The sequence below is a fragment of the Geodermatophilus sp. DSM 44513 genome (assembly GCF_032460525.1).
Lineage (GTDB): Bacteria > Actinomycetota > Actinomycetes > Mycobacteriales > Geodermatophilaceae > Geodermatophilus.
Map to the genome: position 1 here is coordinate 3,746,761 of NZ_CP135963.1, position 20,858 is coordinate 3,767,618.

Annotated in this window: 20 protein-coding genes; 10 read left to right on the plus strand and 10 right to left on the minus strand. The window is 75.2% G+C overall.

The genetic code is table 11. The features are described from left to right. Positions 1-42: 42 nt before the first annotated feature. Complete coding sequence (gene pcrA, locus RTG05_RS18090) at positions 43-2,340, minus strand: DNA helicase PcrA (RefSeq protein WP_166526274.1); 2,298 nt, start codon at positions 2,338-2,340, stop codon at positions 43-45. Positions 2,341-2,601: 261 nt separating this feature from the next. Here pcrA and RTG05_RS18095 point away from each other — a divergent pair, with 261 nt between their 5' ends. The 3 genes from RTG05_RS18095 to RTG05_RS18105 all read left to right on the plus strand — a co-directional run bounded on the left by RTG05_RS18095 (position 2,602) and on the right by RTG05_RS18105 (position 5,134). Then, positions 2,602-2,865 carry a chorismate mutase gene (locus RTG05_RS18095; protein ID WP_166526275.1) on the plus strand — a complete coding sequence of 88 codons (264 nt, stop codon included), beginning with the start codon at positions 2,602-2,604 and terminating at the stop codon, positions 2,863-2,865. A gap of 46 nt (positions 2,866-2,911) precedes the next feature. Beyond that, complete coding sequence (locus tag RTG05_RS18100) at positions 2,912-3,646, plus strand: PIG-L deacetylase family protein (protein ID WP_208104644.1); 735 nt, start codon at positions 2,912-2,914, stop codon at positions 3,644-3,646. A 96-nt stretch (positions 3,647-3,742) separates the two neighbouring features. Beyond that, positions 3,743-5,134 carry an acetamidase/formamidase family protein gene (locus RTG05_RS18105; RefSeq protein WP_315912029.1) on the plus strand — a complete coding sequence of 464 codons (1,392 nt, stop codon included), beginning with the start codon at positions 3,743-3,745 and terminating at the stop codon, positions 5,132-5,134. Between the two features lie 31 nt (positions 5,135-5,165). On the opposite strand, the gene RTG05_RS18110 is transcribed toward RTG05_RS18105, so the two are convergent. Both RTG05_RS18110 and RTG05_RS18115 read right to left on the minus strand, forming a co-directional pair. Next, the gene (locus RTG05_RS18110; RefSeq protein WP_315912030.1) at positions 5,166-5,849 is read right to left on the minus strand and encodes a response regulator; all 684 of its coding nucleotides are present in this window, start codon (positions 5,847-5,849) and stop codon (positions 5,166-5,168) included. Beyond that, positions 5,846-7,030, minus strand: coding sequence for an ATP-binding protein (locus tag RTG05_RS18115; RefSeq protein ID WP_315912031.1), 1,185 nt, complete (start codon positions 7,028-7,030; stop codon positions 5,846-5,848). The genes RTG05_RS18110 and RTG05_RS18115 overlap by 4 nt, the downstream gene beginning before the upstream one ends. A 124-nt stretch (positions 7,031-7,154) precedes the next feature. Between RTG05_RS18115 and RTG05_RS18120 the strand changes: the two genes are divergently transcribed. Continuing rightward, complete coding sequence (locus tag RTG05_RS18120) at positions 7,155-8,063, plus strand: PspC domain-containing protein (RefSeq protein ID WP_315912032.1); 909 nt, start codon at positions 7,155-7,157, stop codon at positions 8,061-8,063. Next, complete coding sequence (locus tag RTG05_RS18125; RefSeq protein WP_315912033.1) at positions 8,056-8,343, plus strand: hypothetical protein; 288 nt, start codon at positions 8,056-8,058, stop codon at positions 8,341-8,343. Before RTG05_RS18120 ends, RTG05_RS18125 begins: the two co-directional genes overlap by 8 nt. 54 nt (positions 8,344-8,397) lie before the next feature. Here RTG05_RS18125 and RTG05_RS18130 read toward each other — a convergent pair whose 3' ends face one another. From RTG05_RS18130 to guaB, 4 genes are all read right to left on the minus strand, one after another. Continuing rightward, positions 8,398-8,886 (minus strand): dienelactone hydrolase family protein, encoded by a 489-nt coding sequence (locus RTG05_RS18130; protein ID WP_166526278.1) that lies wholly within the window; start codon positions 8,884-8,886, stop codon positions 8,398-8,400. A 283-nt stretch (positions 8,887-9,169) separates the two neighbouring features. Next, on the minus strand, positions 9,170-10,732 hold the full coding sequence (gene guaA / locus RTG05_RS18135; protein WP_166526279.1) for a glutamine-hydrolyzing GMP synthase: 1,563 nt from the start codon (positions 10,730-10,732) through the stop codon (positions 9,170-9,172). Continuing rightward, positions 10,732-11,883: a GuaB3 family IMP dehydrogenase-related protein gene (locus RTG05_RS18140; RefSeq protein ID WP_166526280.1), complete on the minus strand. Its 1,152-nt coding sequence runs from the start codon at positions 11,881-11,883 to the stop codon at positions 10,732-10,734. Before RTG05_RS18140 ends, guaA begins: the two co-directional genes overlap by 1 nt. Before the next feature lie 2 nt (positions 11,884-11,885). Next, the gene (gene guaB / locus RTG05_RS18145; RefSeq protein ID WP_166526281.1) at positions 11,886-13,391 is read right to left on the minus strand and encodes an IMP dehydrogenase; all 1,506 of its coding nucleotides are present in this window, start codon (positions 13,389-13,391) and stop codon (positions 11,886-11,888) included. 124 nt (positions 13,392-13,515) lie between these two features. Here guaB and RTG05_RS18150 point away from each other — a divergent pair, with 124 nt between their 5' ends. Together RTG05_RS18150 and RTG05_RS18155 are read left to right on the plus strand one after the other, a co-directional pair. Then, positions 13,516-13,905, plus strand: a complete 390-nt coding sequence (locus RTG05_RS18150) for a DUF5319 family protein (protein ID WP_166526282.1) — start codon at positions 13,516-13,518, stop codon at positions 13,903-13,905. Positions 13,906-13,954: 49 nt separating this feature from the next. Then, positions 13,955-14,374: a GNAT family N-acetyltransferase gene (locus RTG05_RS18155; RefSeq protein WP_208104645.1), complete on the plus strand. Its 420-nt coding sequence runs from the start codon at positions 13,955-13,957 to the stop codon at positions 14,372-14,374. 64 nt (positions 14,375-14,438) lie between these two features. Here the strand turns inward: RTG05_RS18155 and RTG05_RS18160 are convergent, their stop codons facing one another. Continuing rightward, positions 14,439-15,185 carry a response regulator transcription factor gene (locus tag RTG05_RS18160; RefSeq protein WP_166526283.1) on the minus strand — a complete coding sequence of 249 codons (747 nt, stop codon included), beginning with the start codon at positions 15,183-15,185 and terminating at the stop codon, positions 14,439-14,441. Positions 15,186-15,516: 331 nt separating this feature from the next. Between RTG05_RS18160 and RTG05_RS18165 the strand changes: the two genes are divergently transcribed. Further along, a complete protein-coding gene (locus tag RTG05_RS18165; protein ID WP_166526284.1) occupies positions 15,517-15,816 on the plus strand; it encodes a WhiB family transcriptional regulator in 300 nt (99 codons plus the stop codon). A 149-nt stretch (positions 15,817-15,965) separates the two neighbouring features. Here RTG05_RS18165 and groL read toward each other — a convergent pair whose 3' ends face one another. Together groL and groES are read right to left on the minus strand one after the other, a co-directional pair. Then, positions 15,966-17,603: a chaperonin GroEL gene (groL, locus tag RTG05_RS18170; protein ID WP_166526285.1), complete on the minus strand. Its 1,638-nt coding sequence runs from the start codon at positions 17,601-17,603 to the stop codon at positions 15,966-15,968. Between the two features lie 173 nt (positions 17,604-17,776). Beyond that, on the minus strand, positions 17,777-18,085 hold the full coding sequence (groES, locus tag RTG05_RS18175) for a co-chaperone GroES (protein ID WP_089303764.1): 309 nt from the start codon (positions 18,083-18,085) through the stop codon (positions 17,777-17,779). A gap of 182 nt (positions 18,086-18,267) precedes the next feature. Here groES and RTG05_RS18180 point away from each other — a divergent pair, with 182 nt between their 5' ends. Together RTG05_RS18180 and RTG05_RS18185 are read left to right on the plus strand one after the other, a co-directional pair. Beyond that, positions 18,268-19,629 carry a hypothetical protein gene (locus RTG05_RS18180; protein WP_166526286.1) on the plus strand — a complete coding sequence of 454 codons (1,362 nt, stop codon included), beginning with the start codon at positions 18,268-18,270 and terminating at the stop codon, positions 19,627-19,629. Continuing rightward, a complete protein-coding gene (locus RTG05_RS18185; protein ID WP_166526287.1) occupies positions 19,626-20,849 on the plus strand; it encodes a THUMP-like domain-containing protein in 1,224 nt (407 codons plus the stop codon). Before RTG05_RS18180 ends, RTG05_RS18185 begins: the two co-directional genes overlap by 4 nt. Positions 20,850-20,858: the final 9 nt, after the last annotated feature.

Sequence of the window (20,858 nt, forward strand, 5' to 3'; positions counted from 1 at the left end):
GGACGGCACGTGGCCGCGGTGTCGTCCGGTAGGACGACGGTGTCAGAGCTTCACGAGCGGGGCGTAGCGCAGGACGAGGCGCTTGGTGCCGCCGGAGCCGAAGTCGACCGTCGCCTGCGCCTTGTCGCCCACCCCGGTGACCTCCACGACGGTGCCCAGCCCGAACGCGTCGTGGCTGACCCGGTCGCCGACGTCGACGGAGATGACCGCCCGGTTGCCCGCGCCGCCGCGCAGGCCGCCGGTGGACAGCCCGGTGGCCGCCACCCGCTGCTGCGCCGAGCGGTACCCGGTGCTCGGCGCGGGCAGCGGCTCCCCGCCCGCCCAGTGCACGGTGTCGCCCGGCAGCTCGTCGAGGAACCGGGACGGCGGGTTGTAGGCCGGCTGCCCCCAGCTGGTGCGCACCGTGGCGCGGGAGAGGAACAGCCGCTGCCGGGCGCGGGTGATGCCGACGTAGGCCAGCCGGCGCTCCTCCTCCAGCTCGCGCGGGTCACCGAGGGCGCGCAGGTGCGGGAAGACGCCGTCCTCCATGCCGCTCAGGAAGACGACCGGGAACTCCAGGCCCTTGGCGGTGTGCAGGGTCATCAGCGTGACCACGCCGGCGTCGTCCCCGGAGACCGGGATCTGGTCGGCGTCGGCGACGAGGGAGACCTGCTCGAGGAAGTCGGTGACCGAACCACCGGGGTTGGCCGCCTCGAACTCCGCGGCCACCGAGATGAGCTCGTTGAGGTTGTCGACGCGGCCCTCGTCCTGCGGGTCGGTGCTGGCCTGCAGCTCGGCGAGGTAGCCGGTGCGGTCCAGGATGCTCTCCAGCAGCGCGGCCGGGCCCGAGCCGGTCTCGACCAGCTGCTCGAACTCCTCCAGCAGCGCGACGAACTCCTCGATCGCCTTCCGCGAGCGCGCCGCCAACGTGGTGACCTCCGAGCAGCGGCGCAGCGCCGAGCCGAACGCGATCCGCTCCCGGTCGGCGAAGGACTCGATGCAGGACTCGGCCTTCTCCCCGATCCCCCGCTTGGGCACGTTGATCACCCGGCGCAGGCTCACCACGTCGGCCGGGTTGGCGACCAGCTTGAGGTAGGCCAGCGCGTCGCGGACCTCCCGGCGCTCGTAGAAGCGCACCCCGCCGACGACCTTGTACGGCATGCCGACGCGGATGAACACCTCCTCGAAGACGCGGGAGGCGTTGTTGGTCCGGTAGAAGACGGCGATGTCCGCGGGCCTCGCCGTGCCCTCGTCGACCAGCGCGTCGATCTGCTCGGCGACCCACGCGGCCTCGTCGTGCTCGTTCTCCGCGACGTAGCCCTCGATCAGCTCGCCGTCGCCGGCGTCGGTCCACAGGTTCTTGGGGCGCCGTGCGGTGTTCCGGGCGATGACCTGGTTGGCCGCCCGCAGGATCCGCTGGCTGGACCGGTAGTTCTGCTCGAGCAGGATCGTGGTGGCCTGCGGGTAGTCGCGCTCGAACTCGTCGATGTTGCGGATCGTCGCGCCGCGGAAGGCGTAGATCGACTGGTCGGCGTCGCCGACGACGCACAGCTCGGCCGGCGGCACCGGACCCTCGCCGGTGCCCACCAGCTCGCGGACCAGCACGTACTGCGCGTGGTTGGTGTCCTGGTACTCGTCGACCAGCACGTGCCGGAAGCGGCGGCGGTAGTGCTCGGCGACGTCCGGGAAGGCCTGCAGCAGGTGCACCGTCGTCATGATCAGGTCGTCGAAGTCCATGGCGTGCGCCTCGCGCAGCCGTCGCTGGTAGAGCGTGTACGCCTCGGCGAGCACCTTCTCCGGCGCGGTGGCCGGGGTGAAGGACTCCTCGTCGACCAGCTCGTTCTTCAGGTTGGACACCTGCGCGGCCAGGCTGCGGCCGGGGTAGCGCTTGGCGTCGAGGTCCAGGTCGCGGGCGACCATGGTCATCAGCCGGACGGAGTCGCCCTGGTCGTAGATGGTGAACGACGACTTCATGCCGAGTTTGGCCGCCTCGGCGCGCAGGATGCGCACGCACATCGAGTGGAACGTCGACACCCACATCGCGCGGGCGCGCGGCCCGACCAGGGCGGCGACCCGCTCCTTCATCTCCCCGGCGGCCTTGTTGGTGAACGTGATCGCCAGGACCTCGCCGGGCTGCACGCCGCGGGCACCGAGCAGGTAGGCGATGCGGTGGGTGAGCACCCGGGTCTTGCCCGACCCGGCGCCGGCGACGATGAGCAGCGGGCTCCCCTCGTGGACGACGGCCTGGCGCTGCGGGCCGTTGAGGCCGGCCAGCATGCGGTCCAGCTCCCGCCCCACCTGGCCGGTCGCCGAACGCGGGAGGGAGGCGGTGCCCGGGAGGGCCTGCTGGGCGCTGCTCATAGACACACCACTGTAGTTCGACCGGGTGACACGTCCCGCCGTCGCGCCACGCCGTCCACCGGGTCGTGCTGGCCCCTCCGCCGGTCCGCGTGGCAGACTCCCCGCCGTGCTCGCCACCGTCGGCTTTCCCTACGGCCACCGGGATCCGGTGTCCGTCGCCGCTGGCTGAGCAACCGCCGCAACCGACGCCCCGGGCCCGAGGAGCCCGGGGCGTCCGTCGTCCCTGGGTCCGCGGGCTCCCGCCCCTGCCAGGAGACCGAGATGACCACCACCACGACCCCCGCCGACGAGCGCATCGCCGAGCTGCGCGGGGAGATCGACCGCTGCGACGGCGAGATCATCGCGCTGGTGCAGCGCCGGCTGGCCGTGTCGCAGGAGATCGGCGAGCTGCGCCGCACCGCCGGCGGCACCCGGCTGTCCCTCGCCCGCGAGCAGCAGGTGATCGCCCGCTTCCAGGACGCCCTCGGCCCCGAGGGCGCGGCGCTGGGCATGGTGCTGCTGCGCCGGGGCCGGGGCCGGCTCTAGCGACGCCGCCGGTGGGCCGGCACTCCCGGGCATAGGCTCGGCAGCCGTGACCGTGCCCCCGCCCCGGAAGCCCGCCGAGCACGTCGAGCGGGCGCTGTGCGTGCTCGCCCACCCGGACGACGTCGACTTCGGCAGCGCCGGCACCGTCGCCACCTGGACGGCGGCCGGCACCGAGGTCACCTACTGCATCGTCACCGACGGCGACGCCGGCGGTTTCGACGACACCCCGCGGGAGCGGATGGGGCCGCTGCGGCGCGCCGAGCAGGAGGCGGCGGCCAAGGCGGTCGGCGTGACCGACGTCCGGTTCCTCGGCCACCCCGACGGCCGGCTGGAGCTGACCCTCGACCTGCGGCGCGACATCAGCCGGGTGATCCGCCAGGTGCGCCCGCAGCGGGTGCTGACCAGTTCCCCGGAGCGGTTCTGGGAGCGCATCGGCGCCAGCCACCCCGACCACATGACCGTGGGCGAGTCGACGCTGCGGGCCGTCTACCCCGACGCGCGCAACCCCTTCGCGTTCCCCGAGCTGCTGGCCGACGAGGGGCTGGAGGCCTGGACGGTCGCCGAGGTGTGGCTGGGCGCCAGCCCGCGCGCCGACCACGTCGTCGACGTCACCGACGTCGTCGAGCTGAAGTTCGCCGCACTGAAGAGCCACGTCACCCAGGTCAGCCACATGACCGACCTCGAGTCCTTCGTCACCGACTGGATGCGCCAGACCGGGCGCCGGATGGGGCTGCCCGACGGCCGGCTCGGCGAGGCCTTCCACGTCGTGCACACCGCCTGAGACCTGGTGACCCCGGGGCAACACCGACGCCTCACGGCTGGAACACCGCACCCGTAGAACATCCCGGACGCTGTCGCCGAGCACCCGGGAGAGCCCGTGACCCTGACCCCGCCGCACCCGACCGCCGACCGTCCGGACCCGGCCGCGGCCGCCGAGCTGCTCGAGCGCGGGCTGGGGCGGCGGACCTTCGTCCAGGCCACGCTGGCCGCCGGGGCGGTCCTGGCGGCCGGGGTGACCGCGGCGTCCCCCGCGGTGGCCTCCCCCCGCGGCCGCACCCGGCTGCCCGGCGAGGTCCTGCAGCCGGGCCGCGGGCCCATCGACGGTGAGGTGTACCTGCCGTCGCGGGTGGACGAGGTCTACTGGGGCTACCTGCCGCGCGTCGGTGACGCCGCAGTCGCACGGGTCCGGTCGGGCGGCACGCTCACCGTGGACACGGTCAGCCACGAGGGGGTCCTGGAGGACCAGGGCCGCGACCCGGTGGCCTGGTTCGGCAGCAGGGGCGTGCCCCGCGAGCAGGTGCTCGACGACGCCGTGGCGGTGGCCGCGGGGTACGACCGGCACGCCCGCGACTTCGACGCCGACGGCCCGCACGTGGTCACCGGCCCCGTGCACGTCGAGGGCGCCCGGCCCGGCGACGTCCTGAAGATCGAGCCGCTGACCGCCCTGCCGCGCGTTCCCTACGGCGTCGTGTCCAGCCGGCACGGCAAGGGCGCGCTGGCCCGCCAGTTCGCCGACAACCCGCCGGCGGACATCACCCTCGCCGAGGTCATGCCGCCGGTGGGCACCGACGGCCGCGCGACAGGGGACCCGACCCGGTACGGCAACGTCTCCCACCTCACCCCGCTGTCCACCGGCCGCGGCGGGACGACGGTCGCCTCGCTCCCCCGCGGCCGGCGCGGCACGGTGTCCTGGCCGGTCGCCCCGTTCGCCGGCCTCATGGCGGTGGCCACGGTCAGCGACGCCCCGACGCTGGACGACCCGCTGGTCAACTCCATCCCGCCCACGCTGGGCGGCGGCAACATCGACGTGAACCTGCTGACCGTCGGCTCGGCCTTCTACGTGCCCGTGGTGGCCGAGGGGGCGCTGTTCTCCGTCGGCGACCCGCACATGTCCATGGGCAGCGGCGAGGCCGCGCTCACCGCGCTGGAGGGGTCGCTGCGGCTCACCTTCCGGCTCACCGTCTGCAAGCCCGGCTCCGGCGACGCGCCGTCGGTCGCCTTCGGCTACCCCTTCGGCGAGACCCCGGACGCCTGGGTGACGATCGGCCTGTCCGACCCCGACGGCTCGCGGGGCGGCCAGGGCGGCGACCTCGACGTCGCCAACCGGCGGGCGACGGTCAACGCGCTGGACTTCCTGCAGCACGACCTCGGCATGGACCGGTCGGTGGCCTACGCCTACCTGTCGGCGGCCGTGGACTTCACGGTCTCGCAGGTGGTCGACCGCACCGTCGGCGTGCACGGCACGATCCCCAAGAGCCACTTCCGGTGAGCCGGCAGGCGGCCGTCCGCGTGGAGGTCGGTCACAGCAGCCGGTTGGTGGCCGCCCAGCGGGTGAGCTCGTTGCGGTTGGACAGCTGCAGCTTGCGCAGCACGTTGGACGCGTGCGACTCCACCGTCTTCACCGAGATGAACAGCCGCGAGCCGATCTCCCGGTAGGTGTAGCCGCGCGCCAGCAGCTGCATGACCTCCCGCTCGCGGGCGCTGAGCAGGTCCAGCCCGGGGTCGGTGGCCGGGTCCGCCGGCTCCGGGGAGGGCGTCGACGCGGCGAAGGCGTCGAGCACGAAGCCGGCCAACCGCGGGCTGAACACCACGTCCCCGTCGGCGACCCGGGCGACGGCGTCGCGCAGGTCCGGCCCGGAGATGGTCTTGGTGACGTAGCCGCGGGCGCCGGCGCGGATGACGGCGATGACGTCCTCGGCGGCGTCGGACACCGACAGCGCCAGCCAGCGCACGGTGGGCAGCTCGGCGCGCAGCGTGTCCAGCACCGCCCGTCCCCCGCCGCCGGGCAGGTGGACGTCGAGCAGGACGACGTCGGGCACGGTCCGGCGGATCCCGTCGACGGCGCCCGCGACGTCGGCGGCCTCCCCGACGACGTCCACGGCGCCGCCGAGCTCGGCGCGGACGCCGGTGCGCACCATGGCGTGGTCGTCCACGAGGAAGACGGCCGGGCGACCGGACGCGCCCGGGGACACGGTCGTGCTCACGCGACCGCCCGTTCGCGGGGCAGGCACAGCTCCACCTCGGTGCCCTCCCCGGGTGCCGAGCGCACCACCGCCGTGCCGCCGAGGCGGGTGAGCCGGCCGGAGACCGAGTCGCGCAGCCCGCGCCGGTCGCCGGGGACGGCGGCGGGGTCGAACCCGGCGCCGCGGTCGCGGACGAAGACGGCGACCCGCTGGGGGCCGACCTCGGTGTAGAGGTCGGCCGCGGCGGCGCCGGAGTGCTTGGCCGCGTTGACCAGCGCCTCGCGGGTGGCTGCCCCCAGGGCGGTGAGGGCGTCGTCCAGCGGCGCGTCGCCCACGACGACCGACTCGACGGTCAGCGCGTGATCGGCCTCCACCTCGGCGACCACGCCGGAGACCAGCGCCGCCCAGGTGCCTCCGCCGGAGGCGACCGCCGGTTCGTAGAGCCAGGTGCGCAGCTCGCGCTCCTGGCCGCGGGCCAGCCGGGACACCGCGGTGGCGTCGTCGGCGTGCCGCTGGATGAGGGCGAGGGTCTGCAGCACCGAGTCGTGCAGGTGGGCGGCGACGGCAGCCCGCTCCTCCGAGCGCACCCGGGCGGTGCGCTCGGCCTCGCGGGAGGCGAGCAGCCGGCGCCACACCGGCGCGGTGGCCAGCGCGACGCCGGCCAGGATGACCAGGGTCGCGCTGAAGCCGTTGCGGGCGTTGGCCAGCTGCCCGGTGGTGGCCAGCAGCAGCACCAGGCCGGCCACGCCGAGGGCCACCCCGCCGGCGAGCAGCCAGCGGACGCCGGGGCCGGACAGGGTGCGGTCGGTGTCCAGCTGGCGCCAGATGACGGTCAGCCCGACGCCGACCAGCAGCAGCGGCAGCACCAGGTCGCCGCCGCCCCAGGTGCCCAGGTTGGTGACCGCGAGCAGCGCGCCGACGCCGAGCAGGCCGAGGCCCAGCGTCTGCCGGTGGCTGGGCTCCTCGACCGGCCCGGGCACCTCGGCGGCGGCCTCGGCGTCGGCGTCCGCGACCGGCACGAAGAACCACAGCAGGGCGTAGGCCACCACGCCGATGCCCGCGGAGGCGAGCACCACGAAGGCCACCCGCACGACGAGCGGGTCGGTCCGCAGGTGGCGGGCCGTCCCCGCGGAGACGCCGGCCAGCAGCCGCCCCGAGCGCGGGCGCACCAGGCGCGGGCGCACGGGCAGGGGCGTGGTCACGGTGTCGATCGTCGCACCGGGAGGGGGTCCGGCGGCACCGGTGAGGACCCGGAGGTCACCCACCGGGGAGGATGGGGGCGTTCCCCGATGGACCGCCGTCCCCGGCGGGGACAGGCTCGGTGCCATGACATCCGCACCGCCCCCCGCTCCCCCGTCGGCGGACCCGCCGGCGGGGGCGCTCCCCCTGCCGCCCGGTCCCCCGGTGCGGCCGTCGCTGCGCCGCAGTCGCAGCGACAAGGTCCTCGGCGGCGTCTCCGGTGGACTGGCCGAGTACAGCGGCGTCGACCCCCTGCTGTGGCGGGTCGGCTTCGTCGCGCTGGCCCTCGCCGGCCCCGGCGTGCCGGTCTACCTGCTGCTGTGGCTGTTCACGCCGGCCGGGCCCCGCTCGGGGCAGCCGCGGTCGGCCCGCCCGGCCGGGCCCCGATCCCCCGTACCCGGCCTGACCCTGGCCGCCCTGCTCATCGTCGTCGGGCTGCTCGCCGGGGTGACCGCCCTGACCAGCTGGGACGTCGGCCCGGTCGGCTTCCTCGCCCCGGCGCTGGCCGTGGTCGGGCTGGGCCTGGTCGCCGCCGCCTTCACCGGCGGCCGGCGGGGCAGGGGCGGGCTCGTCGCGCTGGGCGTCGTCCTGTCGGTGGCGCTGGTCGGCGCCACCGCCGACTGGCCGGAGGGCGAGGGGGGCGTCGGCGACCGCACGGAGCGGCCGCTGCGCGTCGCCGACGTGCAGCCGGTCTACGACGGCGGGATCGGTGACCTGACGCTGGACCTCTCCGACCTCGACCTGAGCGACCTCGACGACCCGGTCACGACCAGGGTGGCGGCCGGGGTCGGGGACGTGGAGGTCCTGGTGCCCGAGGGGGCCGACGTCGAGGTCGAGGTGGATCGCAGCGTTGGTGACGTGGACGTCCTCGACCTGGACTCCGGGACCGGGTTCTCCCGCGGCGACGGCCCCGCCACCTGGAGCGGGGACGACGTCCCCGAGATCGTGCTGACCGTCGACGCCGGCGTCGGCGACGTGGAGGTGGACCGTGCCTGACTACAGCGAGTTCCCGACCACCCCGACGGCCTGGCAGGAGCAGGCCTGGGGTGAGGTCACCCCGCTGGAGACCGAGGACCCGCCCCCGCCCGCACGCCGGGGGGTCGACCTCGCCGCGCTCGTCCCCGGGGTGCTGTTCGTCGTCCCCGCCGTCGTCTTCCTGGCCGGCGCGGTGCTGCCCGCGGGCCTGGTCGACGGCAGCCTGCTGTGGCTGGTGCTGGTCGGGGGCGGCGTGGCCCTGCTGGTCGCCGAGGTGCGCCGGGCCCGTCGCCGACGCTGAGCCGTCGGGACAGAGGGCCCGGGGAGCCGACCGCTCCCCGGGCCCTCCACCGCGTCAGAGCCCGTCGACGAACCCGAGGGCGCGCTGCCACAGCAGCTCCGCGGCCCCGGCGTCGTACTCGCCCGGCAGGCTCGGGTCGGTGAACAGGTGGCCGCTGCCGTCGTAGTCGTGTGCCTCCACGTGGCCGCCGGCGCGGGCCGCGTCGGCCACCACCCGGTCGATCCACTCCTGCCGCCGGAAGGGGTCGTCGACGGTGTGGTGGAGCTGGGCCCGCAGACCGGTCGGCCAGGGGAGGTCCCCGAGCAGGTCGAGCGGCAGCGCGCCGGAGAACAGCAGCAGCCCGGCGCAGCGCCGTCGGGTGGCCACGTACTCGGCCATGCCGGCGCCGTTGGAGAAGCCGGCCGCCACGAAGCCGTCGGGGAGGCCGGCGACCGCGTCCACCGCCGCGGCCATGAGCGCCGGGAAACCGACCCGCTCGGCGTGTGCCCCTGCCTCGTCGTAGTCGTCGAAGACCCGCCCCTCGTACTGGTCGACGACCAGCACCTCGTGCCCGCTTCGACCGCATCGAGGACGCCGCGCTCACCCCCGAACCCGCGCCGCCCCGTGACCCCGCCGTCTTCGGCACCCCGCCGCCTGACGCCCACGCCGTCCGGGACCGGGCCGGGAGTACGGCGACCCGGTAGGCCGGCGAGGGTTGCCCGCCGGCCGCCGCGGGGCCCGCCGGCCCGCAGTTCGTGCACCCACTGCGGTCAGGACGCCATCCCGACAGCGACACGTGCACATCCTGTGCACCGACGCCCCGGATCAGCGCGCGGCGCCCCTCGGACTACTCCCACTCGATGGTGCCCGGTGGCTTGCTGGTCACGTCGAGCACCACCCGGTTCACCTCTTCCACCTCGTTGGTGATCCGGGTGGAGATGCGGGCCAGCACGTCGTAGGGCAGCCGGGTCCAGTCGGCGGTCATCGCGTCCTCACTGGACACCGGCCGCAGCACCACCGGGTGGCCGTAGGTGCGCCCGTCGCCCTGCACGCCGACCGAGCGGACGTCGGCCAGCAGCACCACCGGGCACTGCCAGATCTCCCGGTCCAGACCGGCCGCGGTGAGCTCGGCACGCGCGATCGCGTCGGCCCGCCGCAGCACGTCCAGCCGGTCGGCGGTGACCTCGCCGACGATCCGGATGCCCAGCCCGGGGCCGGGGAACGGCTGGCGCCACACCAGCGACTCGGGCAGCCCGAGGCGCAGGCCGACCTCGCGCACCTCGTCCTTGAACAGCGTGCGCAGCGGCTCGACCAGGGTGAAGGTGAGGTCCTCGGGCAGCCCGCCGACGTTGTGGTGGCTCTTGATGTTCGCCGTCCCGGTGCCACCGCCGGACTCGACGACGTCGGGGTACAGCGTGCCCTGCACGAGGAAGTCGACGGTCTCCCCGTGGGTCTGCGCGTCGTGGACGACGTCGAGCGCGGCCTGCTCGAAGACGCGGATGAACTCCCGGCCGATGACCTTGCGCTTCTGCTCCGGGTCGCTGACGCCGGCCAGCGCGGCGAGGAACTGCTCGCGGGCGTCGACCACCCGCAGGTCCGCGCCGGTGACGGCGACGAAGTCCCGCTCGATCTGCTCGGTCTCGCCCTCGCGCATGAGCCCGTGGTCGACGTAGACGCAGGTCAGCCGGTCGCCGACGGCGCGCTGCACCAGCGCGGCGGCCACCGCGGAGTCGACCCCGCCGGACAGCGCGCACAGCGCCCGCCGGTCGCCCACCTGCGCGCGGATGCGCTCGACCTGCTCCTCGACGACGTTGGCCATCGTCCAGGTCGGCTCGAGTCCGGCGATGTCGAACAGGAAGTGCTCCAGCACCGTCTGGCCGTGCGCGGTGTGCCGCACCTCGGGGTGGAACTGCACGCCGGCCAGCCTCCGGTCGACGTCCTCGAAGGCCGCGACCGGCGCACCGGTGGAGGTGGCGGTCACCGTGAACCCGGGCGGGGCAGCGCTGACGGCGTCCCCGTGGCTCATCCACACCGACTGCTCGACCGGCAGCGCGCCGAACAGCCGGCCGGCCGTGGTCACCGTCAGCGGGGTGCCGCCGTACTCCCGGTCACCGGTGCGGGCCACCGTGCCGCCGAGCGAGTCGGCCATCGCCTGGAAGCCGTAGCAGATGCCGAACGCCGGGACGCCGGCCTCGAACAGCGCCGGGTCGACGCGCGGAGCACCCTCGGCGTAGACGCTGGAGGGCCCGCCGGAGAGCACGATCGCCGCCGGCTTGCGGGCCACGATCTCCTCGGCCGGGACGTCGGAGGGCACGATCTCGGAGTAGACCCCGGCCTCGCGGATCCGCCGGGCGATGAGCTGGGCGTACTGCGCGCCGAAGTCGACGACCAGGACGGTCGGGAAGTCCATCAGTCGTCCTGCGTGGCGGGCTGGTAGCCACCGATGACCAGGTCAACGCGCTGGAACTCCTTGAGGTCCCGGTACCCGGTCTTGGCCATCGTCCGGCGCAGCGCACCGAACAGGTTGCTGCGCCCGTCGCCGGTGTGCGCCTCGCCGAGCAGGACGTCGTGCAGCGAACCGGCGGGCGGGACCGGCGCGGACGTGCCCCCGCGGGGTAGCCGCGGGTGGGCGGCCACCGAGTCCCACCAGATGCCGGCACCGGGGGCCTCCGCCGCGGCGCGCAGCGGCTCCCCGACCTGCACCGCGTCGGCACCGCAGGCCAGGGCGCGGGCGATCGCGCCGCTGGTCTCGATCCGGCCGTTGGCGATGACGTGCACGTAGCGGCCGCCGGTCTCGTCCAGGTAGTCGCGGCGGGCCGCGGCGGCGTCGGCGATGGCGCTGGCCAGCGGCACCCGGATGCCCATGACGGCGTCCGTCGTGGAGTACGTGTCGGCGCCCACGCCGACGACCACGCCGGCCGCGCCGGTGCGCATCAGGTGCAGGGCGGTCTGGTAGTTGGCCGCGCCCCCGACGATGACCGGGACGTCGAGGTCGGCGATGAAGTCCTTGAGGTTGAGCGCGTCGCCGGAGGTCGTGACGTGCTCGGCCGACACGATCGTGCCCTGGATGACCAGCAGGTCGACCCCCGCGGCCAGCACCGTCGGGGCCAGCTGGGCGGTGTGCTGCGGGGAGACGCGCACCGCCGTCGTCACCCCGGCGTCCCGGATCTCCTTGACCCGGGCGGTGATCAGGTCCGGCTCGACCGGCCGGGCGTAGACCTCCTGGAGCAGCGCCACCGGCGGCGCCCCGTCCCCGGCGGCCTCGCGCAGCCGCCGGTAGACCGGCGTCGGGTCGTCGTAGCGGGTCCACAGCCCCTCGGCGTTGAGCACGCCCAGGCCGCCGGCCTGCCCGACGGCGATCGCGGTCGCCGGGCTGACGACGGCGTCGCTCGGGCTGGTGACCAGCGGGATGTCGAACCGGAAGGCGTCGATCTGCCAGGCGGTCGAGACGTCGTCCATGTCCCGGGTGCGCCGGGAGGGCACGATCGAGACCTCGTCGAGGTCGTAGCCGCGGCGGGCGAAGCGGTTGAGGCCGATCTCGACGGTGTCGCGGGTGGGCATGGTCAGCGCCCCCGGTAGTTCGGTGCCTCGACGGTCATCTGGATGTCGTGGGGGTGGCTCTCCACCAGGCCGGCCGAGGTGATCCGGGTCAGCCGGCCGCGCTCCTGGAGATCAGCGATCGTCTGCGCCCCCGCGTAGCCCATCGAGGCGCGCAGCCCGCCGACGAGCTGGTGGGCCACCCCGGCCAGCGGGCCGCGGTAGGGCACCTGGCCCTCGATGCCCTCGGGGACGAGCTTGTCGTCGGACAGGACGTCGTCGGCGAAGTAGCGGTCCCGGCTGAAGGACTGGTTGCCGCGCTTCTGCATGGCGCCCAGCGACCCCATGCCGCGGTAGGTCTTGTACTGCTTGCCGTTGACGAAGACCAGCTCGCCCGGCGCCTCCTCGACGCCGGCGAACAGCCCGCCGATCATCACCGTGTCGGCGCCGGCGACCAGGGCCTTGGCGATGTCGCCGGAGTACTGCAGGCCGCCGTCGGCGATCACCGGCACGCCGGCCGGTCGGGCGGCCAGCGCCGCCTCGTAGATGGCGGTGACCTGCGGGACGCCGACGCCGGCGACCACGCGGGTGGTGCAGATGGAGCCCGGCCCGACGCCGACCTTGACGGCGTCCACCCCGGCGTCGACCAGGGCCTGGGCCCCGGCGCGGGTGGCCACGTTGCCGCCGACGACCTGCACGCCGAAGTCGGCCGTCACCCGCGCCACCATGTCCAGCACCGCGCGCTGGTGGCCGTGCGCGGTGTCGACGACGAGCACGTCCACGCCGGCGTCGACCAGCAGCCCGGCCCGCTTGTAGGCGTCGTCGCCCACCCCCAGGGCCGCACCCACGACCAGGCGGCCGTCGGCGTCCTTGGTGGCGTGGGGGTACTGGTCGCGCTTGACGAAGTCCTTGACGGTGATCAGCCCGCGCAGCCGGCCGGCGCGGTCGACCAGCGGCAGCTTCTCGATCTTGTTCTTGCGCAGCAGGGCCAGCGCGGTGTCGGCGTCCACGCCCACCGGCGCGGTGACCAGCGGCATCGGCGTCATCACGTCGCGGACCAGCACCGACTGGTCGCTCTCGAAGCGCATGTCCCGGTTGGTCACGATGCCGACCAGGACGCCGTCGCCGTCGACCACCGGCGCCCCGGAGATGCGGTAGCGCGCCGAGAGCGCGTCGACCTCGGCGAGGCTGTTGTCCGGCGAGCAGGTGACCGGGTTGGTCACCATGCCGGCCTCCGAGCGCTTCACCAGGTCGACCTGGCCGGCCTGCTCCTCGGCGGCCAGGTTGCGGTGCAGCACGCCCATGCCGCCGACCCGCGCCATGGCGATCGCCATCCGGGCCTCGGTGACGGTGTCCATCGCACTGGACAGCAGCGGGACGGCCAGCCGGATGCCGCGGGTGAGCCGGCTGCTGGTGTCCACCTCGGCGGGGACGACGTCGGACGCGCCGGGGATGAGCAGGACGTCGTCGTAGGTCAGCCCCAGCGGCGCGAACTTCGCCGGCAGCTCGGGGACGGACTCATCGGGCTGCATCGGTCGCCGCCACCCTCCGGATCGGCCGGCACCCCTCCTGGGCGCGCGGGGAGCTCCCGTCGATCGTAGGCGGCGCCCCTCGCGGCCTTCGTGCCGCGCCCGCGCGGCCGATACCGTGGCACCCGTGAGTTCTTGGGACGACGCCTCCGGCTCCGCCGACCAGCCGGCTCCTCCGCCGCTGACGATGGAGGAGCGGGCCGGTGTCCTCGACGACCTCGCCGAGCTGGAGGTGTTCCGGACGCTGCTGGAGCCCACCGGCATCAAGGGCATCGTCGTCGACTGCCCGGACTGCGAGGAGGAGCACCACGTCGACTGGGCGCTCATGCAGGCCAACCTCCGCCAGCTGCTCGAGGAGGGCCAGACCGGCCGGCACGAGCCGCCGTTCGACCCCGACCCCGACGACTACGTCAGCTGGGACTACGCCAGCGGCTACGCCGACGGCATCGCCGCGGTGGCCGACCGCGAGGAGCCCGGTGGCGAGGGCCGTGGCGGCCGGCACGCCCGCGACGACTGAACCCCGGGTCCGCCGGCGCAGCACCGGTGACCTGACCGACTGTGTCCGGGTGCTGAGGGCCGTCCACCTCGCTGACGGCTACCCCGGGCGCTGGCCGGCCGACCCGGCTGCCTGGCTGGACCCGCCGGACACCGCGGAGGCCTGGGTCGCCGAGCGGGCCGGCGCCGTGACCGGGCACGTGGTCGTGACCCGGGCCCCGGACGGCCTGGCCGCGGTCACCCGGCTGTTCGTCGCCCCGGACGCGCGGGGACACGGGCTGGGCGCCGTGCTGCTGGACGTCGTCCGCGGCTGGGCCGGCGCCGCGCGCACCGGCCTGGTGCTGGACGTCGTCGACGGTGCGGCCGCCGCCGTCGGGTTGTACGAGCGGCAGGGCTGGTCCCTGGTCGGCACCCGGCCGGCCGACTGGACGACACCGGCGGGCACCCGCCCGCTGCTCCGCACCTACCGCGCGCCGGCCGCCCGGTCCTGACGCGGACGCGCCGAGGGCCCCCTCCGACCGGTCGGAGAGGGCCCTCGGCGGGTGTCCGTGCCCGTCAGGTCATCATGCCGCGGCGGAAGCCGGTGGCCACCGCCTCGGCGCGGTCCTTGGCGCCGAGCTTGCGGAACAGCCGGCGGGCGTGGGTCTTGATGGTGTCCTCGGACAGGTAGAGCTCCCGGCCGATCTGGGCGTTGCTCTTGCCCTGGCTCATGCCGGTGAGCACCTGCATCTCGCGCATGGACAGGCTGACCGGCGCGGGCTCGCGCACCGTCGAGCGCACCGTGGTGGGCGCGCCACCGGTCAGCGGGCTGGCACCGCCCCAGGACGGCGCCGTGGCGGCACCGACCGACGCCAGCGGCACCGGCTGGGCCGGGATGGCCGGCGCGGGACCCCGCCCGTCGACCCGCAGGCCGACCCGCGACAGACCCAGGCCCATCTCCAGCGCGGTGGCGTCCCAGCGCAGGTAGCCGCGGGCACCGGCCGCGACCGCGGCCCGGACGGTCTCGCCGTCGTCGGGGGCGCCGAGGACCAGCACCGGCAGCCGCGGGTTGACCCGCAGCGCCTGGGTGGCGACGGTCAGCCCGGAGTCCGTGGCGCGCTGGGTGCCGATGAGCAGGACGTCGGGCTGGCGGGTGGCCAGCCGGGCCATGAGCGCGGCCGGCTCACCGACGACCTCCACCCGGCCGACGAACGGCAGGGCCACCAGCCGGCCCGCGATGTCGTCGCGCACCCGCCGGCGTTCGTCGTAGACCCACACCGTCGTGGTCCCGTGGCCGGGTCCGCGCATCCTGTCGTCGATCACGCCTGCTCCTCGCTGCCTCGGCCACGGCTGGCCGGGTCCCCCACCGCCCGGGTCCCCCGGCCGGGTGTCGCTCGGCGCGCGTCCCGCCAGGGACTCCGCCGTCCGCCCGGTCGGACCGGGTGGCGAGGGGTGTCCCGTGGCGGTGTTCGGCACGGCCTGCAGCCACCTTGATCGACTGGCCGGGGGGAGGACAGCCGCTCTCACCCAGCGGAGGGAGGCCGGAGCCGACAAAATGCAGGATCACCGTGCGTTTGACCCACGGAGGCCTCGGGCACCGGCCCCCATGCGACCGGACCGCCCCCTCCGGCTCGCATCGAGCCGAGGAGGACCAATGGCCGACATCCGCCGCCTGCCCACCCCCGTCGCCGAGGTCTGGGACTGGCAGCTGCACGGCGCGTGCCGCGGGGAGAGCACCGCTCTCTTCTTCCACCCGGACGGCGAACGTGGCCCGGCTCGGGCCCGTCGTCAGACGGCCGCCAAGGCGGTGTGCGGGCGCTGCCCGGTCCTGGAGTCCTGCCTCAAGCACGCGCTGTCGGTGCGCGAGCCCTACGGGGTCTGGGGCGGCATGAGCGAGGAGGAGCGGGCCCGGCTGATCGCCGCGGAGCCCGCCGCGGTCGCCGCGGGGGTCTGAGGGCGCCACACCGCACGACGAAAGGGCCCGGTCCGTTCGGACCGGGCCCTCTCGTCGTTCCAGGGCCCTCCCAGCGGCGAGATCGGCGGTCTCGCACGGTTCAGCGGTGCTGAGCGTGCGAGACCGCCGATCTCGCCGGGAGCGTCAGCTCAGTGGCTGTGCCCGTGGCCGTGCGAGTGGCCGTGGGTGTGGTGCCCGGCCCCGGCCGGCTCCTCCTTCGGCGCCTCGACGACGGCGGAGTCCGTGGTGAGCACCATGGCGGCGATCGACACGGCGTTGCCCAGCGCGGCCTTCGTGACCTTGACCGGGTCGATGACGCCCTGGGCGGCCAGGTCGCCGTACTCGCCGGTCGCGGCGTTGAAGCCCTGACCGGCACCGGCCTCGCGGACGCGGGCCACGACGACCCGCCCCTCGAAGCCGGCGTTCTCCGCGATGCGCACCAGCGGGGCGTCCAGCGCGCTGCGGACCACGCGGGCGCCGGTCAGCTCGTCGCCGGAGAGGTCGAGGGCGTCCACGGCCGCGGCCGCGTGCACCAGCGCCGACCCGCCACCGGGGACGACACCCTCCTCCACCGCGGCGCGGGTGGCGGCGATGGCGTCCTCGATGCGGTGCTTCTTCTCCTTCATCTCCACCTCGGTGGCCGCGCCGACGCGGATGACGCCGATGCCGCCGGCGAGCTTGGCCAGCCGCTCCTGGAGCTTCTCGCGGTCCCAGTCGGAGTCCGTCGCCTCGATCTCGCGGCGGATCTGCGCCACCCGGTCGCCGATGGCCTCCCGGGTGCCGCCGCCGTCGACGATCGTGGTGTCGTCCTTGGTGACGGTGACCCGGCGGGCGGTGCCGAGCACCTCCAGACCCACCTGGTCGAGCGTGAGGCCGACGTCCTCGCTGACCACCTGGCCGCCGGTGACGACGGCGAGGTCGGTCATGAAGGCCTTGCGGCGGTCACCGAAGTACGGCGACTTGACCGCGACGGCCTTGATCGTCTTGCGGATGGAGTTGACGACCAGGGTGGACAGCGCCTCGCCCTCGACGTCCTCGGCGACGATCAGCAGGGGGCGGCTGCCGGTGGACAGCACCTTCTCCAGCAGCGGCAGCAGGTCGGCCAGCGCGCCGACCTTGCCCTGCACGAGCAGGACGAGCGCGTCCTCGAGGACGGCCTCCATCGCCTCGGGGTCGGTGACGAAGTACGGCGAGAGGTAGCCCTTGTCGAACTGCACGCCCTCGGTCACATCGAGCTCGGTCGAGAGGGTGGTGGCCTCCTCGACGGTGATGACGCCGTCCTTGCCGACCTTCTCCATGGCCTGCCCGATGAGCTCGCCGACCTCGGCGTCCTGGGCGGAGACGGTCGCGACACCGGCGATGGCCGCCTGGTCGGCGACCGGGATGGCGACCTCGTCGAGGGCCGCCGACACCGCGTCGGCGGCCGCGCGCATGCCGGCGCCGAGCGCGGTCGGGCTGGCGCCCGCGGCGACGTTGCGCATGCCCTCGTGCACCAGCGCCTGGGCCAGCACGGTGGCGGTGGTGGTGCCGTCGCCGGCGACGTCGTTGGTCTTGGTGGCGACGTTCTTGGCCAGCTGGGCGCCGAGGTCCTCGTAGGGGTCCTCGAGCTCGACCTCGCGGGCGATGGTGACGCCGTCGTTGGTGATGGTGGGGGCGCCGAACTTCTTGTCGAGGACGACGTTGCGCCCGCGCGGGCCGAGGGTCACCTTGACCGCGTCGGCCAGCTTGTCCACGCCGCGCTCGAGCGAGCGGCGGGCGTCCTCGTTGAACTTGATGATCTTGGCCATGGGCCCTTCTCGGAGGTCAGGGGTGGGACGACGACCGCCCCGGCGACCCGGTCACTCGGGTCGCCGGGGCGGACGTGACGTGCTGGAACGGCCTCGTGAGCCGCTGGAACGGCCCCGTCGCAGGGGTCCGCTCGCGAGCGTGCGAGCGAGTGGGGGGCGACGGGGTCCTTCGACTACTTCTCGACGACGGCGAGCAGGTCGCGCGCGGAGAGCACGAGGTACTCCTCGCCGGCGTACTTGACCTCGGTGCCGCCGTACTTGGAGTAGATGACCACGTCGCCGACGGAGACGTCGAGCGGGACGCGGTTGCCGTTGTCGTCGACGCGACCGGGGCCCACGGCCACGACCGTGCCCTCCTGCGGCTTCTCCTTGGCGGTGTCCGGGATGACCAGGCCGGAGGCGGTGGTGGTCTCGGCCTCGTTGGCCTGGACCACGACACGGTCCTCCAGCGGCTTGATGTTGACCTTGGTAGCGGTCGTCACGTCGGTGACGCCCCCTTCGGTGTCGGACGGCTGGTGGGTCGATCTGCTGCTGTGGCACGGTGCCGGGGCCTGCCGTCGCGGGGGTCAGACGCCTGGTTCCCGTGTCGATTGGCACTCTACCCAGGAGAGTGCCAGCCACTCAACCGGGGCCACGGCCGACGTCCTGGCGTAGCTTCCCGCTGGTGAGCGCAGTGCGACACCTGCGTCCGGCGCACCTGCAGGTGGTCGCCGGCGAGGTCTGGGCCGTCGACGAGGTGCAGCCCGTCGCCGCCGTCGTCGACCCCGGCTCGGGACGGCTCCGGCGCCTGGTCGGCTGGCCCGCGGTGCCGGCGGCGAGCGAGACCCACTGGCAGGGCGAGTGGCGGGCACTGTCGGACGGCGAGGGCCTCTGGGTGCAGGCCGGGCACGGTCCGGTGGCCCGGGTGACCCCGGCCGGCGCGGTGACCGTCGCGACCGTCCGCGTCACCACCGACACGGCCGGCCTCCGACTGGTCGCGGCCGGCGCGCACGGCGCCTGGCTGGTACCGCCGCCACCACCCCAGGACCTGGCCCACGGACCGGACGCACCCGCACCGGCGCGCGGGTGGAGCCCACTGCTGGTCGCGGCCGCTGACGGGTCGGTCCGGGAGGTCGTCGTCCAGGCGCCGGTGGTCGACATCGTCGGCAGCGACGCCGGGGTGCACCTCCAGGTCGAGACCGGCACTGGGACCCGGCGCCACCTCGGAGCCGGCACCTGGGAGTGGGTGCCCGAGCTGCGGTGGGTGACCCTGCCGTGGTCGGCGGGCGTGCCCGACGCCCTCGACGCGCCGTTCACCTGGTCACCGGCACCACGGGTGCTGGCTTCGGCCGTGGCCGGGCGGGGGTTCGGGTGGCATCCCTCGGAGGACCGCGAGGACCCGGCCCTCGACCACCCTGGAGGCACCGAGCCGGCAGCCGGTGCCACCTGGGAGCTCGGCTGGGTCCGCGGACCCGTCGGGACCCCGCGGGGATCGGTCGCGACGTCGTCGACCGGCACACGGGTGGTCCTGGGCGCGGGCACGGTGCGAGCCGCCGTCGGGCGGCCGGACGCACTGTGGGTGGCCTTCGCCCGACCGGCCGACCGCGCCGCCGGGGTCGGGGCGCCCGCCCCGGTCGACCTGCTGCAGGTCGTCGGTGACCGGGTGGACGTGGTGCTGCCCGCGGACTCCGTCGACGTCACGGCGCACTGCCGGCCGCTGGGGCCACGCCCGGTCGACCACGACTCCTACGCCCGGTTCTGGCTGCGGACGTGGGCCGACGCGTCCGGTGCGGTCCGGCCGGTCGAGGAGGGCGTGTCCGGCGGCCACGCGCAGCTCGTCGGCCGGTGGCCGGAGACCACGATCGAGGTGACCTTCGACTGGGCCGGCCGGCCGGGGGTGCGGCTGCGCCGGCGGGTGCGGCTGTTCGACGAGCTGGGCCGGCACACGCCACCGGAGCACTCCACCGCCCACCTGGCGGAGGACCTCGCGACCGGACGGGTGCCGGAGGCTCGCGGGGTGTCCGCGGGCGGCGTCCTGGACGCATGACGACCGTCGACGACCTCCGCTGGCTGCGCACCCCCGAGGGGACGGCGGCCGTGGCGCGGGCGGCCGCCCTGCTGGACGGCGGCAGCGATCTGCTCGGCGGGCTGACCCGGCTGCGGTCGGAGGTCGGACCCGAGCACGCCGGCCCGGCCTGGGAGCTGGCCCGGCTGCGCGCCCGCGCCCGGCCGGTCTTCGGCGCCGACGCCGACGTCCTGTTCCTCACCGCGGACACCCTCGAGCAGGCCGGCCGTCCCGCGCTGGCCGCCCGCCGCGCCACCCGGCTGCTCGCCGACGGCACCGACTCCGCCGTCGACCTGGGCTGCGCCGCCGGTACCGACACGGTCGCGCTGGCCCGGGCCGGGGCGCGGGTGCTGGCCGTCGACCGCGACCCGCTGGCCAGGGAGCTGACCGCCGCCAACGCCGCGGCGCTCGGCGTGGACGACGACGTCTGGGTGGTGGCCGGCGACGCCATCGACCTGGTGGACGCCGCCCGCGGCGGGGAGGTGGCCGGGTGCGCCGCCGCCGTCCTGGACCCCGCACGCCGGGCCGGCGGACGGCGGCAGCTGGACCCCGACCGCTGGTCCCCGCCCTGGTCGACGGTCGCCGCGCTGCTGGACCGGGTGCCGCGCGCGGTGGTCAAGGTGGCCCCTGGGCTGGACCACGACCGGGTGCCGGCCGGGGTCGAGGCGGAGTGGGTGTCGGTGGGCGGGTCGATCGTGGAGGCGCTGCTGTGGGGCCGGGGCGTCTCGGCGACCTGGCGGCGGGCGACGGTGGTGCGCGGCGACACGGTGCACGAGCTGACCGCCGACGCCGACCCGGGCGCCGCTGACAGCGGACCGGTGCGGGGCTGGCTGCACGAGCCGGACCCGGCGGTGATCCGCTCCGGGCTGGTCTCGCTGGTCGCCGCCGACCTCGGCGCCACCCTGGTCGACCCGACCATCGCCTACCTGACCTCCGGCGCGGCGGCCGGCTCCCCGTGGGTGTCGTCGTACCGGGTCGACGAGGTGCTGCCGTTCCACCTGAAGAGGCTCCGGGCCCTGCTGCGGGCGCGCGGCGTCGGGCGGGTGGTGGTGAAGAAGCGCGGCTCGGCGATCGAGCCGGAGACCCTCGCCCGCCAGCTGCGCGGCCCGGGTTCGGGGACGGCGACCGTCGTCCTAACCCGGGTCGCCGGCGCCCCCAGCGCCTTGGTGTGCGACGTCCACCAATCGCCGATGTCGCGATGAAGGCGGCCC

Coding starts and splice junctions, on each gene's coding strand:
- pcrA (WP_166526274.1), bottom strand. CDS start 2,340: ATGAGCAGCGCCCAGCAGGCCCTCCCGGGCACCGCCTCCCTCCCGCGT.
- RTG05_RS18165 (WP_166526284.1), top strand. CDS start 15,517: ATGGCCGACATCCGCCGCCTGCCCACCCCCGTCGCCGAGGTCTGGGAC.
- RTG05_RS18140 (WP_166526280.1), bottom strand. CDS start 11,883: ATGCCCACCCGCGACACCGTCGAGATCGGCCTCAACCGCTTCGCCCGC.
- RTG05_RS18185 (WP_166526287.1), top strand. CDS start 19,626: ATGACGACCGTCGACGACCTCCGCTGGCTGCGCACCCCCGAGGGGACG.
- RTG05_RS18120 (WP_315912032.1), top strand. CDS start 7,155: ATGACATCCGCACCGCCCCCCGCTCCCCCGTCGGCGGACCCGCCGGCG.
- groL (WP_166526285.1), bottom strand. CDS start 17,603: ATGGCCAAGATCATCAAGTTCAACGAGGACGCCCGCCGCTCGCTCGAG.
- RTG05_RS18095 (WP_166526275.1), top strand. CDS start 2,602: ATGACCACCACCACGACCCCCGCCGACGAGCGCATCGCCGAGCTGCGC.
- guaB (WP_166526281.1), bottom strand. CDS start 13,391: ATGCAGCCCGATGAGTCCGTCCCCGAGCTGCCGGCGAAGTTCGCGCCG.
- guaA (WP_166526279.1), bottom strand. CDS start 10,732: ATGGACTTCCCGACCGTCCTGGTCGTCGACTTCGGCGCGCAGTACGCC.